The organism is Pseudomonas sp. B14-6, assembly GCF_013260315.1.
Lineage (GTDB): Bacteria > Pseudomonadota > Gammaproteobacteria > Pseudomonadales > Pseudomonadaceae > Aquipseudomonas > Aquipseudomonas mandelii.
Genome location: NZ_CP053929.1, coordinates 224,987 through 242,159, shown reverse-complemented (window position 1 = coordinate 242,159; position 17,173 = coordinate 224,987). Strand labels below are relative to the sequence as shown.

Here is a 17,173-nt window from a genome sequence, read left to right as displayed (position 1 = left end):
TCGCTGTATTTCGGCTTTTGGCCTTAAAGCTAAGCTCGCTTTTCATCTGGATTGAGGACATTGCCGGTGGGGATTGGACATAAATTGGCGAGCTGGGGAACAATGGATTTACCCATGCAATTGACTGCCGCAAAGTATTTACGGCCGCTTGAATGGGACAACCTTGCGTGACATTCGCAACAATACTCGTCGTGGTATTGGCCATCAGGTTTGAAAAATAGTTTGGCCTCGTTGAGGTCGGTTATTAAAAATCCTTCAGATTTCAAAATTTGTTCAAAACGATCACGTAATGAAGAGAGGGCGGTGGGAAGGTGGGGATGACTGCGAAGCTCCTTCGGGTATGGGGTCGCACTCAGTAGATCCACCGTCGCGATAGGCTCCCCGGTTACTTTGAGCGCTTGCAACAGATGTGGGTGTACGTACGACAGACCGCTGGCAGCGTGATGCGCAATACTTTGACAGACACTACTGAGGCGGCGACGGGAAGGCATTCATTCTTCCTGATTTGGTTTGCGAGCTGCGTCGAGCTGCTGGATTCCTAGAGACCATATGGTGCCTCAAAACCTGGACAAATGCCCCCATGGCCGAATCGTTATAAAAATGTGTTTTCACACAGCCTGGACCAAAAGCAGACACTCAAAAAGCGTCCTGAACGATCAGGTTCTCATGTCATGAAATCATCCAGCTGTCGTACCATCGTCACATCGACAGAACGGAGGTTGATATGGGAAATGGTCAGGGCAGACGAGTCGTTGTCATTGGTGCAGGCATCGTTGGCGCGTCATTGGCGTATCACTTGGCGGGTAAAGGCGCGAATGTCACCTTGGTAGAGGCTGAAGATATAGCTTCGGGAGTGACTGGCAGCTCATTCGCTTGGCTCAATACCTCACACCCCGAACCTGATCCAATTGCGCAACTGCGCGGCTCTGCCATCAAGGAGTACCGCCGACTCGAAACGCAGCTGCCTGGTCTGGAGATACGATGGACAGGTGCCTTGTCTTACAGCGTGATGGCGATTGGAGCGCTGCCGATCCCAGGTCACCAGGCTTCGGCAAATCTGGTGTCTCGATCGCAGATTCTCGACCTTGAACCAAATCTCAAGAACCCTCCCCAGTCTGCTCTATATGCGGCTGAAGAAGGAGCGCTGGACGCAGTGGCAGCTACGCATGCGTTGATCGCAGGTGCCCAGGCGTATGGGGCGAAGATTCTCACTCAGACGCGAGTGCTCGGTTTTGTAACCCAGAGTGCAACGGTGACCGGAGTCGAAACAACAATAGGCATCATCGATGCCGATATTGTCGTATTGGCAGCCGGGACAGGCATCACGAAGCTGACAGACATGCTTGGAGTGTCCCTGCCGATAGAGGCCTCGCCTGCCATTTTCATCCGTTACAAGTCACAACCCAACCTCGTGCACACCCTCATCTCCAGCCCTGAAATGGAAGTGAGGCAAAGTTCGGATGGTGCGTTGCTGGCGGCAGAAGATTACCTGGACGACGCCATGGAAAATCAGCCGGCAGCGATAGCGCTTCGAACTGCCAAGACAATCCAGAACGAACTCCATGGTGTTGTTTCCATAGCTCCGGAATGGGCTTGTGTCGGACTCAGGCCCATGCCTGCCGATGGCATCCCCATCATCGGTTATCTACCCAAAGTAGGTGGCGTCTATGTTTGTGCAATGCACCCCGGAATTACTTTGGCGGCAATAGTGGGACGTCTGGCCAGCGAGGAGATCATCGATGACAAGGCGTCCAGTTCCCTTTGCCCATGCCGGCCCGATCGATTTTTGCAGGCGTAGGGGATCCTCTTGTGAGGCAGCAATAGGTCATTTCCGGCCTCTCGCGGAGATAGAATAGCGACCGCTGGTTCTTTCTGTGATGAGCTGATGCTTCGTCCGGTCGATATCAGGCATAACCCGTAGTCGATGCCTTATGAAGCTCCACCCTTAAAAATTCCAACACTCAGCGATGGAATGAGAATGTCCAAAAAAACCATCTATGCCAAAGAATTCGACATCTGTGTTTCGATGTCAGATTTAGTAACCTGGGAAGGTGACCGGAAGGCTCCCAGCGCCGACCTGCAGGCGGTATTTACCACCCTTGAAATTCCCGTCAACATTATCGAACTCCACGAGTTGTATTTCGCCCACCTTTACAACGGCTACGGCGACGTGCATGTGTATCATGCTCAAAATAACGGAGGCAGTATTTTCGCAATCGACTTGTATCGAGAGCTCACGGACCAGCAAGATTTGACAGGTCTATTTCTGCGTATTGAAAGCCCTGCATTTGATCAGGCACTCGCCCATCTCCGGTCATTCTTTGACAGCGCCAGGTGCCAGGTTGCCTTTGAGCAGGCAAGCTACTCTAGGCGACTTCGCGAAACGCTTGACGAAAGCAGATACCCTCGACTGGTCGAAGTCGATCACGACTTTATACAGCAGCATTACACTCATCGGTGACGCTAGCCAACCAGACACTGCACAAGTCCGATTCAGCGTTGGCTTTTAGCAATTGCGCCAATACTGTGTTCACTTGCCGATCGCCTCCTTGCGACCAAAGAATGCGATCACCCGGCCCAATGCCGTCTCGGTACCGGCACGCAGGTCCATCGGCTCAGTGCGCAAAGACCAGGTCTTGGGCAACAATCGACCAGACGGGAACGGAACGCAGGTCACCATAATCGAAGGAATGTTTGTTATGAGCCACCTTAACAACGACTTGAGGGCCGATTTCGTTGAGGCACTTGAGGAAATCTCGACGCTGATGTCCATTGCATACGACCAGCTCGGCCCTGTACCGGAAGACCATGCATTAGCTCAGGCAGGTTTAGAGAATGGTGGTGAAATAGTTCTGGATTATGTCGATCACAACGAGGCTGGAGTAGCGTTCGAACACCTGCTTTACATGATTAACGAACCACCGCTCGTTGTTTCTGAAAAATGCATAAAAATTTTAGGTCGGATCGCGAAGTCCTTGAAGATGCCATTCACGAGGTGACAAAAATTTACCCATCTGAAGGTCAGCTTTGGGTCGATAACTGCCCTTCGCGACGGGTAGAAAACGGCCCTAAACGGACATTCATGGCAGGCAATTATTGGCCGACGGTTGTCTGTCGCGAAATAGTTATTCCAGCGTCATGAGCTATTAAGATTGAGTTGTAAACAATCGCATTTTTAATTAATCGCTGCATCTTAATTGCTGGTGCGTTGATGGTGGTTTTTAACCATACCAACCGCGTATCCGTTTGACTTAGATCAACCCGTCGATGCAACACCCTGCTGGCTCAATATTGAATGTTTTTGCATCGACGTGGTTGAAATGCACACATTAGCGCAAGGTTTATTTATTCAATTCGTTGAGGTGCGACAGTTTTACATCCCCGTAGAGAACTCAGGTGGGTGTTTGATTGCAGTTCGTATCGTGCGTAAGGCGTCATCGTATTGACAAAGTAAATGCAAAGCCCAGTCGATACGTGTGCGGATGCGAATATCATTTTCGTCTGAGGGAATTTCGCTATTCATCATCGATTCAACATTTCTTATGATGAGTTGTTCAGGCAAATACATGATCCGGCTGTTTTTGTAGCTCGAAGCACGCAATTCAGCAATTGGATAGGCTCCCCCGAGCCCAGCCGAAACCCCCACCAGGAGCGCAGGCTTGTGTCCAAGTTCACCGAGTCCTGCGTACAAAAAGAAATTTTTCAGCGCCGGGCAAGCCATGCCATTCCACTCCGGGCTGATCACGATCAGTGCGGTAGCTTTTTTGAGGATGGTTTGCTGGACACTCCAGATTCCATCAATGTCTTCTTCTGGCCACAGCGGTAGCCGACTGGAAGCCAAGTTCAGCAGTTCGCCTGAATCACAAAGACCAAGTTGCTCTAATCGGTCGCGCAAGTATTTTGCGACTTTGAGTGATTGGCTGTTTGATCTATTCGATCCAGACAGCAGAACGATATGACGGCTCATTGCGCCACCTTCTGTTTAGCCTTGTGTGCTTTGGGGGCGACACGGCGTGAACGCACGATGGGCCAGAACAACTCTTCTTTCCAGCTGATCGGTGACAAGTGTTCGATACCGTATAAGGGCGGACGCCGGCGGGTAATTTTGGCCGTACCGAACAGGATGTCCCAGAAGAACAACAGGTTGCCGAAGTTGCCCTTGTAATGCGTGACACCATCCTCGGCAGTCAAGCCGTGATGGGCTGAATGAGTGGAGGGGGTGGAAATCGTTCGCTCCAGAACCCAGACAATAGGACGCAACACACGGATGCCATACAGTTTGTCATCCCACGCAACGCTGCTGTGCGCTGCGAAGATGACGATCATCTTCAGGATCAGATAAACATAGTAAATATGCGCAAGCCCTAGATAGATCAGTATGCCGGACAGCCAGATGCCGGGCATCAGCATGTAGTAGAAGCTGTTGTTTCGATAAACGATGCGGACACTCATGTAGGGCGCGGAGTGATGAGCGCGGTGCAGCGCATAAAGTGCCGGGACCCGATGTGTCAGTCGATGCCACCAGTATTGAGTCATGTCATCCAGTACTAGAAACAACACGAACCCTGCGACCCAAGGAATGGTGGCCAGGGCGCCTTTCATTTCCGGAACAGCCAGGCTCAGGATTTTTCCACTGAGCCACATGACACTGGGGAACGTGATTGCAACCAGGATCCCGGAGCCTATGACTTCGATCAGTACGTCACGCTTCCGGCTCAACGGGTGTCGGAGCGAAGAACACGCGAGTTCCAGCAAGATGAAGGCAAGGAATATCCCGGCCACTATTACGGAAGGATTGTTGGCGAGCATTATTGTATTCATGGCACTCTCGATTAAGGCCCTTGCGGGCAATGCCATTTCATTAGAAGCCAACGAGTAAGCCGTCCCTATGCGCGAAACGGACAAAATTGAGCGAGAACAGGTCAATCGTTCCCCCCAGCGCTTTCACCGCGGCAAACTGGGCCAGGTGCTGGAGCGTTTCCTGGATAGCCAGGCCCTGAGAGAAAACAGGGATTACAGCCTGATCGAGCTGGATCAGCTTTGGCGCGAGGCGGCGCGCATCGATCCGGCGATCGGGTTGAAACTGTTCACGCTATTCACGCCTCAGGACTGGCACGTCCTGGCCTATCTGTGCTTGTACAGCCCCGACGTTTTATCATCCATGAAGCTTTGGGCCCGGTACGCGCGGCTTGCGGCGGACACAGACACGGTGAGACTGCTCAATGATGAAAACGGCGTCGGCATCGAGCTGTGCGTCGATGCGCCCAGTGAGCTGGCGCGCTATGTCATTGAGCACTACGGCGCAATGTCCATCGCGCAGTTGCGGCGTGGAACAGGGCAGCAGGTGCAGCCGGTCCTGGCAAGATTTACTCACTCTCGTCCGTCGTATTACAAGCAATACACCCAATGGTTTGGGGGCCGTGTCGAGTTTGACTGTCCGATTAACTGCTTCTATTTCGATGCTCGAAGCTTGAGCCTGCCGATGCAGACACGTCATCACGGGATGCTTGAGTTATTGACCCAGGAACTGGATCGACGGATCGCCGTGCATCGGAATTTCAGCGGTTGGTCAGCCAAGGTTGCTGAAGGAGCGCGACGATCTCTAGCGAGAGGTGAAACTCCCAATCTGGACAATCTGGCGAAGGCGCTGCACCAGACGCCAAGGACCTTACGGAGACGACTGGAAGAGGAAGGTACAACCTTCAGGCAATTGCTCGATCAGATTCGCGCAGAATTGGAACTGCATCTTGAATTGCAAGGAGAGTCATTAACGGAGATTGCAGCTCAACTAGGCTACAGCGATTTGACGGCGTATCTCCACGCCCGAAGTCGATGGCGTGACAGGAAGTAATGTGGCGGGCCCGAACTTTTCGGAACAACAGCGTTACCTCACAAATCACCTCATCCCACGCCAGTAATTTCCTTTGAAAAAAGGGGACGGATTTATTTTTAACAGCGCTTCAGGCACCTGGATCACAAATAAATCAGCCCCCTTTTACACAAAACTGCCGGTGCGACAGGGAGCAATGGGGCCAATCTCTCTCGTCCGCCACGTCGGCAGCCATGTCAGCATCTCTTTGAGATAGGCATATGGATCATGCCCATTCATGCGGGCTTAGATATCCAGACAAATTTTGCCGAAATGCTGGTTGGTTTCCTGATACTTGAACGCTTCGACAATCTCGCTCAAAGGGAAATGACGATCAATAATCGGGCGCATGCCATTAGCATTGATGGCTCGGATCATGTCTTGCTGCTGGCTGCGGCTACCCACCAATACACCCTGCAGACGCACTTGCTTGATCAGTGCCGGTACAAAATTCATTGCACCGCTTACGCCACTCAATATCCCGATGACGGAAATGTGACCAGCAACCCGAATTGCAATCATCGATTGCTCAAGCGTCGCAGGGCCGCCGACTTCGATGATGTGGTCAACACCACGGCCACCCGTTAGAGCGCGTGCAGTTTCGCCCCAGTTAAGGTCTTTGCGGTAATTGATGACATGATCGGCGCCTAGAGCTTTCAGACGTTCAAGTTTTTCGTCGCTTGAAGAGGTAGCAATGACGGTAGCACCGGCCATTTTAGCGAACTGCAGGGCGAAAATTGAAACACCACCAGTGCCTTGGACGAGCACGGTGTCGCCCGGCTTGAGCGAGTCATCGGCCATCAGGGCGCGCCATGCAGTAAGGCCAGCGGTGGTAAGCGTCGACGCTTCAGCATGGCTGTAGCCAGTAGGCGCGAGGGTAAACGATGTGGCTTTGGCCGTCACTTGCTCACGAGCGTAGCCGTCAATGCCATCGCCTGGCACGCTGACAAAGCCTTCAACCAGTGGCACACCGTCGATCCACTCCGGGAAGAAGGTGCTGACGACCGAGTCACCCACCTTGAATTCAGTGACATCAGGGCCGACAGCAATGACTTCACCTGCACCATCGGCCATGGGGATGCGTTTTTCGCTAGGGCCCCACATACCGCTGACCACCGCGAAGTCGTGGTAATTGAGCGAGTTGGCGTGAAGTCGTACGGTGATTTCGCCAAGCGCTGCGGCTTGGACTTCGCTGCTGCCAACCACAACGTTTTCATAGCCGCCACCGGGTTGGACGAAGATCGTTTTGCTGCTCATAGGGAATTCCTTATGTTTTCTAATTACGCGAAATAACGAAATGAAAGTTTAAAAATTACAATTCGATGATCAACTTGGCCGCAAAGTCGTCAATCGCCTGCTCGTTGCGCCGGTAGTAAGTCCACTTTCCGATGCGGGTGGTTAGCACGAAGCCTGCGCGCTGCAGGATAGCTAAGTGTGCAGACGCGGTAGAAGGTGAAAGCCCTGCCTTGTGCTGCAAATGGGTTACGCACACCCCTATCGCAGGATCTCCATGATCCTGAGGTGGGAAATTATTAAGTGGGTCTTTGAGCCACTCCATCATTTGCATGCGAGTGTCATTGGCCAGGGCTTTGAGCTGTTCGAGTATCATGGTCGGCAATGCTACGCTTTTTTACGAAATGTTCAATAAATAATCTATTAGCATTGGCAAGGGTTTGAAATCAAACAAACTCATCCAGCTGAATCACCCCTACTTTTGTCGATGTACTGAATGACTGCTTGAACTGTTCCGCTCTGGTAGACATCCCCGGTCTATGTTTGAACGTCTGGCCGATTGCTGTCCTTCGTACCAGGCAGAAAATCGGCCAGAAGCAGTATGGGCGGATAGCCAATAGGCACAGCCTACCGCTTCACTCCTCGCCGACTCCATACAACCCCAACCGCCGATCCCGATGCAAATCATTACGCGCACTAATCCGCTTATTCCGCGCCTCAGCGAGGTTAAGTGTCGCCAACAAAATCTGCTCTCCCCCCTGCTCCGCCGGCCCCGCCAACGGATAACCATCAGCATCGACAATCACCGAACCTTGCACCCATCCAACCCCGCGTTCATGCCCATGCCGATCACACGCGGCAATAAACATCCGGTTCACCGACGCATTGGCCTGAACCCGCACCACCTCGGCCGGGCGCTCGGTTGGTGGCCTCGGTCCATCGGGCCAATTGACGGGAGCGCAGAGCAATTCTGCACCCGCCAGCGCCGGCAGTCGCACCCATTCCGGAAACTCCAGGTCGTAGCAAATCAGCATGCCGATCCGTCCATGGACCGTTTCGACCACCGGCGGCGCGTCGTTGCCGGGGCTGAAGATTTCGCTTTCCGCGTCCCACAGGTGTGCCTTGCGATACACGGCGCGCAGGCCTTGGGGGTCGATCATCGCCGCGCTGTTGGCCAGTGCATCGCCTTGCAGTCGTTCGCAGAATCCGCCCACTACAACGACGTTCAATTCTTTCGCCAACGCCGTCCACAGGCGCAGGGCCGGTCCGTCGGTTGTTTCGGACAGGGACAACGCTTCGTCGCAGTCAGCAAACAGGTAGCCGCTCTGCACCAGTTCGGGCAGCACTACCACTTGGGCGCCTTGCAACGCCGCCGAGCGAATCGCTCGTTCTGTCAGTGTCCGGTTGTAAGCGAGGTCGCCTATTTTCGGTGCCACTTGGCAGCAGGCGACCACGGTATTTTTCACGCTGTTCAACGTCCCTCCTCCACTGGCTGATGAGCCATGGCAACAATGTCGCTCTCGGTGATCGAGTCGATGATTCGGCGTTCGTATTCAAGGTCGATCGAACGGCTGAGCAGGTAATACGCCAGGCCCGAAACCACCAGGCCGACCAGCCAGGCGATGTCCACGCCTTCGAGCATGCGCGCCAGCGGGCCGACGAACACTTCTTTGCCGGCGGCGGCATCGAAGATGTAGAAGAACGGCACCATCGCGGCAAATCCGATCAGGTACGAAACGATCCCTCGGAATTGCCAGGCGCCGTAGATGCCCTTCGGTGTGAAGAAATGCGGGATCGCGTAGCGGCCTTTGCGCACGAAGAAGTAGTCGACCAGATTGACCGCGGTCCAGGGCACGAGGAAGTACAACAGCAGCACGAGGAAGGTGTTCAACAGCGCGATGCCATCGCCCTTGATCGACAGCACGCAGGTCAACAGGATGACGCTGATCGCGGAGATCGACATGACCCGGGCGCGAGGGGTTGGCGTGATTTTTTTGATCGAGTCGACGCCGGTCAATAACGTCAGCATCGCGCTGTAAGTGTTGAGCGCGATGATCGGCAGGAAGCCTGCCACGGAGACGATGACCAACACGTTGCCCAGGCCCGGGATCATCGACGATCCGACCTGGTTAAGCGCCACCAGCGCATCCGCCGCTTTCAACTGCTGCGCGAGCCAGGCGCCGAGGCCGATCATCCAGCTCCCCGACAACGATGCGCCGATGAACACGGCGGCGATCAGTTTTGGCCGACTGGTGTTTTTCGGCAGGTAACGGGAATAGTCGGAGACATAGGGCGCGTAGGAAATGTTGTAGCTCGCGCCGATGGCAAACAGCGTGGCGAACGCAACCCAGCTGAAGCCCAGGTCGGTCGCCGGGGCGACGCCTTCCTGGCCTGCACCGAACATCAGGGCGATGGTGACTAGCGCATACAGCGGCAAGGTCGCCAGCAACGCCCATTTGAAGGCTTTGTGCATCAGGTCGTGGCCGTAGATCGACAGCAGCGCGCCGATCACCACCACGACGATGGCGACAATGGTTGGGTCGATGCCGAAGACGTGTTCAAGGCCGTTCATGATCAGCGAGATGTTCACCACGTTGAAGCCGACGAACACAAACATCGTCGCCATCAAGGCCAGGATCACTCCGCGATACCCGAACTGGGCACGGGACTGGATCATTTGCGGGAGGCCCATTTCGGGACCTTGCGAGCCGTGAAAAGCCATGAAGATGGTGCCGAACATGATCCCGAGCGCACCGGCCAGCATCGTCCACAGCGCCGACAAGCCAAGGCTTGGGCCGACAAAACCGATGGAGATGGTGAAGAAGTGGAAGTTGCCTAAAAACCAGAAAGGGCCCTGGCTGCTGAGCTTGGCGTGACGTTCGTTTTCCGGAATGTAATCGATCGAGTGGCCTTCGATGGCCAACCCGCCACTCGCCTCGAGGGCGTGCGCAGAATGAGGAGACCCTGACATACGATTGTTCCTATGCAGTTGATTGTTGTTTTTATGGGCAAAGCGCCGGTTTCATTGCAATGTAGGGCCTGGGTCAGGGCTATAAAATATCGCAGGCACACTGTTTACATAGATCCGCGTCTATGTGAATGAACATTGAGGGACACCCATGCTGGGCACTGTATCGGAACTGGATCTGCGCTTGATCCGGGTCTTTTTGACCGTCGTTGAAGCGGGCGGCATCTCGGCCGCGCAAACTGCGCTCAACACCACCCAACCGACCATCAGTGCGCAATTGGCGACGCTGGAAGCGCGGGTGGGATTTCGACTGTGCGAGCGCGGTCGCGGCGGATTTTCGGTGACGCCCAAGGGCGGTCAGTTTGTCGAAGCGGCCCGCCGATTGCTGGCGGCAGCCGAAGGTTTCCGGGTTGAGGTCCAGCACATCAATCGCAAAGTGTCGGGCAACATCAATATCGGTTTGCTCGGCCAGATCGATCCTGTTGCCAACAAGAAAATCGCCCTGGCCATCGCGCGTTTAAGGGCTCGTCATGAAGGCCTGTATTTCCACTTCACGGAACTGTCTTCGTCGCTGCTGGAAGAGAAAATCATCAATAGCCATATCGATCTGGCGATCGGTTACTTCTGGCACCGCTTGCCCAACATCGATTACTTCCCCTTGTTCCAGGAAACCCAGATCGCCTACTGCGCCCCGGCTCACCCGCTGTTTGAGCACGTGGGGGATCTGACCCGGGATGACGTCCGCGATTACGACTGGGTATGGCCCAGTCACCCCTTGCCGGAAATGCCTGCACCCACCTCGATCGAACGCCTGACCGTGCTCACCGACAGCATGGACGGCGCGGCGCTGCTCATTCTGTCGGGGCAGCATTTGGGCTTTTTGCCGCAGCACTATGCGGCGAAGCATGAACAGCTGGGGCAGTTGCATCCGCTGAATCCCGAGCTGCTGCGTTATGAGGTGGGGTTTCATGCGGCGGTTCGGCATTCGGCGCGGCAGCGGGATCTGGTGAGTGCGTTCCTGAATGAGCTAATCGATATTTTCAGTTCTTAATCGCTATCTCGCTGGCCGGGATGACGTCGATCCGTGCCACGGGCCCCGTCAAGTGCGCCAGCTCCGCGTTGTGCTGGGCGATGATGTCTTCGGCGGCGAGGTTGCCGTTGTCGACGGTGGAATGCGCGTCGGCGGCGAGCACCACGTCATAGTTCAGGTTCAGGGCCTGGCGGACGGTGGCGTTGACGCAATAGTCGGTTTGCAGCCCGCAGATGATCAGGCGGTCGGAGCCAAAATCTTGCAGTAGGGCTTGTAAGTGGGTCTGGTAGAACGAATCTCGATTGGTTTTTCGCACCCGACGGTCTTGCGGTGAAGTCTTCAGGCTTTCGGCCAGTTGCCAGCCTTCAGAACCATGTTGCAGCTGGTCGCCCTTTTCTTCGTGCTGGATGAGGATGACCGGAATTCCTGCCTCCCTGGCCTTGGCACTCAGGCCGTTTATATTCTCGATGACGCGTTTGATCTCAAAACATTCGTACTCGCCAGTGCACAAGGCGTCCTGGACGTCGATGATCAGCAATGCAGTGGTCATGGGCTCAGGCCTTAAAGTAGTCCTTCAGATTAAGGGGTACGCCACCTGCTCCCTGGGGCCGAGCAAAGAGTGCGTACCGTCGATAATGCCGCAAAACACCTACGATGGAATAGCTTGAAATCGCTGCCTGTCCGCGAATTTATCCAGTCGGACACAGCCCGCCCCAACACCGCTAAGCTGAATTGAAAATTCATTAAACCACATCAACTATTACGGTATTACTTTATCTATTGTAACGAACAACATTAAACACTTCCAAAGCACAATAAGTGTGGTCATGCCTGAGTCATTGCTTTAGGGTGAATCTTCGATATCGAGAAGTTTCGCCAGGGACTGCGACCTGTTTAATGACAGGACTGCGGCTTTGCCGCTGGCTCTTAATGGATTTCAGCCAGTGACGTGTAAGTAATACCTGACCGTTCTATTTGAACGCTATGGGTACTTACAATCCTGATTCCCGCTGATGCCGTTATATTCATTGAGCACATATGATATGAGTGACAACAAAGTCCTTGTCTTGCGCACTTGCGCCAACGACATGTCGGACCATGCCGGCCAAGTCTGGCCGGACGCCGGCCTGGTGGTGTGCAAGCACTGGAAGCCCAGCAAGAAACTCGAGAACGGCCTGGTCGGCTTATTGTGGGGAGAAGGTTCCTCTACTCAACTGAGTTTGCGAGCCGATGCCAAATGGGTTGTGTGCGAAGTTCACATTGGTCACATTATAAAACTTGATGAAGACGGCATGATCAAGTTTCCAGAGGCGGAAGTTGTTCACACGGGCACTCAAGACAGCTCGATCAATTACATTGCAGCGCACATTGAACACTATCAATCAGCAAACATCCCTTTAATCGACACCCCACTTGAATCACCAAATAAAACCTCCAGTCGCGAATTCGAAAGTCGGCGAGCACAGGGTTACAGTCCTTCCGGCATCGGCGCTAAAACCGACGCCTCGCAAACTTTCGAAACTGCTGTGTACGGCAGTACGCTCACGGGTGGGCATCAAAGTTATCTGCTGGCGGGTTACGGCAGTACGGAAACAGCCGGCGGTCAGAGCTCATTGATTGCCGGTTACGGCAGCACCCTGACCGCCGCCGACAACAGCTCATTGACCGCCGGGTATGGCAGTACGGAAATGGCTGGCGATGACAGCTCGCTGATCGCCGGGTACGGCAGCACCCAGATCGCCGGGCAGAAAAGCACGCTGACCGCCGATTACGGCAGCAGCCAGACCGCCCAGGACGGCAGCACCCTCACCGCCGGTTACGGCAGTACCGAAACGGCGGGAAGCGACAGCTCGCTGACCGCAGGCTATGGCAGCACTCAAACCGCCCAAGAGGGCAGCGCCCTCACCGCCGGCTACGGCAGCACCGAAACAGCCGGATCGGATAGCGCCTTGATTGCCGGTTACGGCAGCACGCAAACGGCGGGACAGGACAGTACGTTGACCGCGGGTTACGGCACCACCCAAACCGCCCAAGACAGCAGCGCCCTCACCGCTGGCTATGGCAGCACCGGCACAGCGGGGCCGGAAAGCTCCTTGATCGCCGGTTACGGCAGTACACAAACTGCCGGCCACGAAAGCACCCTGACCGCCGGGTATGGCAGCACCCAAACCGCTCAGGAAAACAGTTCCCTCACGGCCGGGTACGGCAGCACCGCCACGGCGGGATCGGACAGTACGTTGATTGCCGGTTACGGCAGTACACAAACAGCCGGTCATGAAAGCACGCTAACCGCCGGGTATGGCACCACCCAGACCGCACAGGAAAGCAGTTCGCTCACCGCAGGCTACGGCAGCACCGCAACGGCCGGGCACGACAGTTCGCTGATCGCCGGATACGGCAGTACGCAAACGGCCGGTTATGAGAGCACGCTGACCGCCGGCTACGGCAGCACTCAGACCGCCCAGGAAAGCAGTTCCCTGACGGCAGGCTACGGCAGCACCGGAACCGCCGGGTACGCCAGTTCCCTGATCGCCGGTTATGGCACGACCCAGACCGCAGGCTATGAAAGCAGTCTGACGGCGGGTTACGGCAGCACCCTCACCGCTCAGGAAAGCAGCTCCCTTACCGCCGGTTACGGCAGTACGGAAACCGCCGGCGGCGACAGTTCGCTTATCGCTGGCTACGGCAGCACTCAGACCGCCGGTTATGACAGCAGTCTGACCGCCGGCTATGGCAGCACCCTCACCGCGCAGGACGGCAGTTCTCTCACGGCCGGTTACGGGACCACGGAAACCGCCGGGCATGAGAGTTCGCTGATCGCCGGCTACGGCAGTACCCAGACGGCGGGATATGAAAGCCACCTGACCGCCGGTTATGGCAGCACACAAACCGCAAGGGAAAGCAGTGTCCTGACGGCTGGCTATGGCAGCACCGCGACGGCGGGCGGCGACAGCTCGTTGATCGCCGGCTACGGCAGCACGCAAACCGCCGGCCACGACAGTACGCTGACGGCAGGTTACGGCAGCACCCTCACCGCTCGGGAAAACAGTTCACTCACGGCCGGCTACGGCAGCACCCAGACGGCGGGTTACAAAAGCACTCTGACCGCTGGTTATGGCAGTACGCAAACCGCACGGGAAAGCAGTGTTCTCACCGCCGGCTACGGCAGTACCGGAACCGCCGGCAGCAACAGCTCGCTGATCGCCGGATACGGCAGCACGCAAACCGCTGGCTACGAGAGCACGCTGACGGCAGGTAATGGCAGTACCCTCACCGCTCAGGACAACAGCTCCCTCACCGCGGGTTATGGCAGCACCGAAACCGCCGGCTACGAAAGTTCGTTGATCGCCGGTTACGGCAGCACGCAAACCGCCGGTTACGACAGCACGCTGACGGCGGGTTACGGCAGCACCCTCACCGCTCAGGACAGCAGCTCCCTTACCGCCGGTTATGGCAGCACCGAAACAGCGGGTTACGACAGTACATTGATCGCTGGCTACGGCAGCACCCTTACCGCTCAGCACAACAGCACCCTCACCGCCGGCTACGGCAGCACCGAAACCGCGGGCCAGGACAGTTCCCTGATCGCCGGCTACGGCAGTAGCCTGACCAGCGGCATCCGCAGCTTCCTCACGGCCGGATACGGCAGCACGCTGATCAGCGGATTGCGCAGTGTATTGACCGCCGGTTATGGCAGCAGCCTGACCTCCGGCATGCACAGCACCCTGACCGCCGGATACGGCAGTAACCAGATCGCCAGTTATCAAAGCTCATTGATCGCCGGCCCCGACAGCACGCAAATTGCCGGGCACAAAAGCATGTTGATTGCCGGCAAGGACAGCTCACAGACCGCGGGTTATCGCAGCATCCTCATCGCGGGCGCCGGCAGCGTCCAGACGGCGGGTGATCGCAGCAAATTGATAGCCGGCAAGGACAGCACCCAAATCGCCGGCGACCGCAGCAAGCTGTTGGCGGGCAGCAATAGCCACCTCACGGCCGGTGATCGCAGCAAGCTGACGGCGGGCGATGACTGTACGTTGATGGGCGGCGATAAAAGCGTTTTGACGGCGGGCAAAAACAGCATCCTGGTGGGCGGCGCCCGCAGCAAGCTGATTGGCAGCCTGGGTTCAACGTTGACCGGAGGCGAGAATGCGACGTTGATTTTCCGATGCTGGAACGGCAAGCGATTCAAGAATGTCGTGGCGCATACCGGCAAGGATGGCGTGGAAGCGCATGTGCCGTATCAGGTGGACGAGGCGGATAACCTTGTCACCAAGCCCGACGAATAACTTTCTCGGTCGGGCCACCCTCGCAGCTTGAGGGTGGCCATGGACTTACGCCTTAGTAGCCGAGCGACAAACCCGTATTCCTGCGCGGGTCATTGGCCCCATAGAAGCGGTTCTTGCCCACCGGCTTGCCTTCCAGCGAAGGCGCGCCCACCAGGATCGCCGCCAAATGGTTGGGATCCTGCGGCCCGGCAAACTTGTGGCCCCAGCTCTCAAGCATCTTCACCGTGTCCGGACTGGTGGTGAAGGTCTCCAGGTTGGTCTCTTCCGGCAGCCATTGCTGGTGGAAACGCGGTGCATCGACCGCTTCCTGGATGTTCATGCCGTAGTCGATCACGTTGAGCATGGTCAGCAAGGTGGCGGTGATGATGCGACTGCCGCCGGGGGTGCCGACAACCATGACCACTTTGCCGTCCTTGGTGACGATGGTCGGGCTCATGGACGACAGCGGTGCCTTGCCGGGCGCAATAGCGTTGGCTTCGCCTTGCACCAGGCCGTACATGTTGGGCACGCCGATTTTCGAGGTGAAGTCGTCCATTTCGTCGTTGAGGATGACCCCTGTTTTGCTGGCCATCACACCGGCACCGAACCAGTCGTTGAGGGTGTAGGTCACTGACACCGCGTTGCCCCATTTATCGACGATGGAGTAATGCGTGGTGTTGCTGCCTTCATGGGGCGCTACGCCGGGTTTGAGCTCGCGGGACACTCCGGCTTTTTGCGGATTGATCGCCGCGCGGATTTTGGTCGCGTAGTTCTTGTCCAGCAGATGCTCGATCGGATTTTTAACGAAGTCCGGGTCGCCGAGGTAGCTATTGCGGTCCACATAGGCATGGCGCATCGCTTCGATCTGGTAATGCATGCCCTGGGCCGAGTGGTAGCCCAGATCCTTCATCGGGTAGCCTTCGAGAATGTTCATGATCTCGCAGATCACCACACCACCGGAGCTGGGCGGCGGTGCCGACACCACGTGATAACCGCGGTAGTCACACTCGATCGGCGCCAGTTCGCGGGTCTTGTATTTGTCGAGGTCGGCCTGGGTGATGATGCCCTTGTTGGCCTGGCTGGAGGTGACGATGGCGTCGGCCACCCAACCTTTGTAGAAACCGTCTTCGCCCTTCTCGGAAATTTCCCGCAGGGTTTTGGCCAGATCCTTCTGCACCAGTTTTTGCCCGACCTGCATCGGTTCGCCATTGCTGAGGAAGATCGCGCCGGAATCCTTGATGTCCTTCTTGAACACGTCGGTGGCGTACTCCAGCAATTCGACATCGCCCTGCTCCAGCACAAAACCGTCTTCGGCAAGTTTGATCGCCGGGGCGATTACTTCCTTGCGCGGTTTGGTCCCGTATTTCTTCAGCGCCAGTTCCATGCCGGACACGGTGCCGGGCACGCCAACGGCCAAGTGACCACGGGTGCTCAGGTCCGGCACGACGTTGCCCTCTTTGTCGAGGTACATGTCTGCTGTCGCGGCCAGCGGCGCTTTTTCGCGGAAATCGAGGAAGGTCTTGCGCCCGTCTGCCAGTTGAACGGTCATGAATCCACCGCCCCCCAGGTTACCCGCAGCGGGATAAACCACCGCCAGCGCATAACCCACGGCGACAGCGGCATCGACGGCGTTGCCACCGTTCTTGAGCACATCGACGCCTACATGGGAGGCCAGGTGCTGGGCCGTGACAACCATGCCGTTTTCGGCCGCGACCGGGGCCACGGAGGCTGCGTAAGCACTGAGGCAACTGAGCGCCAATGAGGTCGCAATCAGCGATTTGGCAAAAGGTTCGAACTTCATGAGT

At 56.2% G+C, this 17,173-nt stretch carries 15 protein-coding genes and 1 pseudogene; 6 read left to right on the top strand and 10 right to left on the bottom strand.

The features are described 5' to 3' along the window. Window positions 1-29: 29 nt before the first annotated feature. On the bottom strand, window positions 30-491 hold the full coding sequence (locus HP062_RS01055) for a hypothetical protein (protein WP_148058605.1): 462 nt from the start codon (window positions 489-491) through the stop codon (window positions 30-32). 233 nt (window positions 492-724) lie between these two features. Between HP062_RS01055 and HP062_RS01050 the strand changes: the two genes are divergently transcribed. From HP062_RS01050 to HP062_RS01040, 3 genes are all read left to right on the top strand, one after another. Then, window positions 725-1,798: an FAD-binding oxidoreductase gene (locus HP062_RS01050; protein ID WP_172790617.1), complete on the top strand. Its 1,074-nt coding sequence runs from the start codon at window positions 725-727 to the stop codon at window positions 1,796-1,798. Between the two features lie 180 nt (window positions 1,799-1,978). Continuing rightward, a complete protein-coding gene (locus HP062_RS01045; RefSeq protein WP_010458980.1) occupies window positions 1,979-2,461 on the top strand; it encodes a hypothetical protein in 483 nt (160 codons plus the stop codon). A 238-nt stretch (window positions 2,462-2,699) separates the two neighbouring features. Next, complete coding sequence (locus HP062_RS01040; protein ID WP_083377145.1) at window positions 2,700-2,999, top strand: hypothetical protein; 300 nt, start codon at window positions 2,700-2,702, stop codon at window positions 2,997-2,999. A gap of 374 nt (window positions 3,000-3,373) precedes the next feature. On the opposite strand, the gene HP062_RS01035 is transcribed toward HP062_RS01040, so the two are convergent. Both HP062_RS01035 and HP062_RS01030 read right to left on the bottom strand, forming a co-directional pair. Continuing rightward, on the bottom strand, window positions 3,374-3,967 hold the full coding sequence (locus HP062_RS01035) for an NADPH-dependent FMN reductase (protein ID WP_172790616.1): 594 nt from the start codon (window positions 3,965-3,967) through the stop codon (window positions 3,374-3,376). Further along, the gene (locus HP062_RS01030) at window positions 3,964-4,821 is read right to left on the bottom strand and encodes a sterol desaturase family protein (RefSeq protein WP_172790615.1); all 858 of its coding nucleotides are present in this window, start codon (window positions 4,819-4,821) and stop codon (window positions 3,964-3,966) included. Before HP062_RS01030 ends, HP062_RS01035 begins: the two co-directional genes overlap by 4 nt. A 67-nt stretch (window positions 4,822-4,888) precedes the next feature. On the opposite strand from HP062_RS01030, the gene HP062_RS01025 reads away from it, so the two are divergent. Then, window positions 4,889-5,851 carry an AraC family transcriptional regulator ligand-binding domain-containing protein gene (locus HP062_RS01025; RefSeq protein WP_010458969.1) on the top strand — a complete coding sequence of 321 codons (963 nt, stop codon included), beginning with the start codon at window positions 4,889-4,891 and terminating at the stop codon, window positions 5,849-5,851. Window positions 5,852-5,995: 144 nt separating this feature from the next. Here the strand turns inward: HP062_RS01025 and HP062_RS01020 are convergent. The 5 genes and pseudogenes from HP062_RS01020 to HP062_RS01000 form a co-directional block, all read right to left on the bottom strand. Next, a pseudogene (locus HP062_RS01020) lies at window positions 5,996-6,115 on the bottom strand (transposase domain-containing protein); the annotation flags it as partial. After that, window positions 6,116-7,126 carry an NAD(P)-dependent alcohol dehydrogenase gene (locus HP062_RS01015; protein WP_083377148.1) on the bottom strand — a complete coding sequence of 337 codons (1,011 nt, stop codon included), beginning with the start codon at window positions 7,124-7,126 and terminating at the stop codon, window positions 6,116-6,118. A 55-nt stretch (window positions 7,127-7,181) separates the two neighbouring features. After that, window positions 7,182-7,478, bottom strand: a complete 297-nt coding sequence (locus HP062_RS01010; RefSeq protein ID WP_102595367.1) for a helix-turn-helix transcriptional regulator — start codon at window positions 7,476-7,478, stop codon at window positions 7,182-7,184. A 259-nt stretch (window positions 7,479-7,737) separates the two neighbouring features. After that, complete coding sequence (locus tag HP062_RS01005; protein WP_172790614.1) at window positions 7,738-8,577, bottom strand: nitrilase family protein; 840 nt, start codon at window positions 8,575-8,577, stop codon at window positions 7,738-7,740. Next, window positions 8,574-10,073, bottom strand: a complete 1,500-nt coding sequence (locus tag HP062_RS01000; RefSeq protein ID WP_172790613.1) for a cytosine permease — start codon at window positions 10,071-10,073, stop codon at window positions 8,574-8,576. Before HP062_RS01000 ends, HP062_RS01005 begins: the two co-directional genes overlap by 4 nt. Window positions 10,074-10,221: 148 nt before the next feature. Here HP062_RS01000 and HP062_RS00995 point away from each other — a divergent pair, with 148 nt between their 5' ends. Further along, a complete protein-coding gene (locus HP062_RS00995; protein WP_010458960.1) occupies window positions 10,222-11,121 on the top strand; it encodes a LysR family transcriptional regulator in 900 nt (299 codons plus the stop codon). Here HP062_RS00995 and HP062_RS00990 read toward each other — a convergent pair. Further along, window positions 11,111-11,650, bottom strand: a complete 540-nt coding sequence (locus HP062_RS00990) for a cysteine hydrolase family protein (protein WP_172790612.1) — start codon at window positions 11,648-11,650, stop codon at window positions 11,111-11,113. The genes HP062_RS00995 and HP062_RS00990 overlap by 11 nt on opposite strands. A 493-nt stretch (window positions 11,651-12,143) precedes the next feature. Between HP062_RS00990 and HP062_RS00985 the strand changes: the two genes are divergently transcribed. Then, on the top strand, window positions 12,144-15,389 hold the full coding sequence (locus HP062_RS00985) for an Ice nucleation protein (RefSeq protein WP_172790611.1): 3,246 nt from the start codon (window positions 12,144-12,146) through the stop codon (window positions 15,387-15,389). Window positions 15,390-15,441: 52 nt separating this feature from the next. On the opposite strand, the gene ggt is transcribed toward HP062_RS00985, so the two are convergent. After that, a complete protein-coding gene (gene ggt, locus HP062_RS00980) occupies window positions 15,442-17,169 on the bottom strand; it encodes a gamma-glutamyltransferase (RefSeq protein ID WP_010458954.1) in 1,728 nt (575 codons plus the stop codon). Window positions 17,170-17,173: the final 4 nt, after the last annotated feature.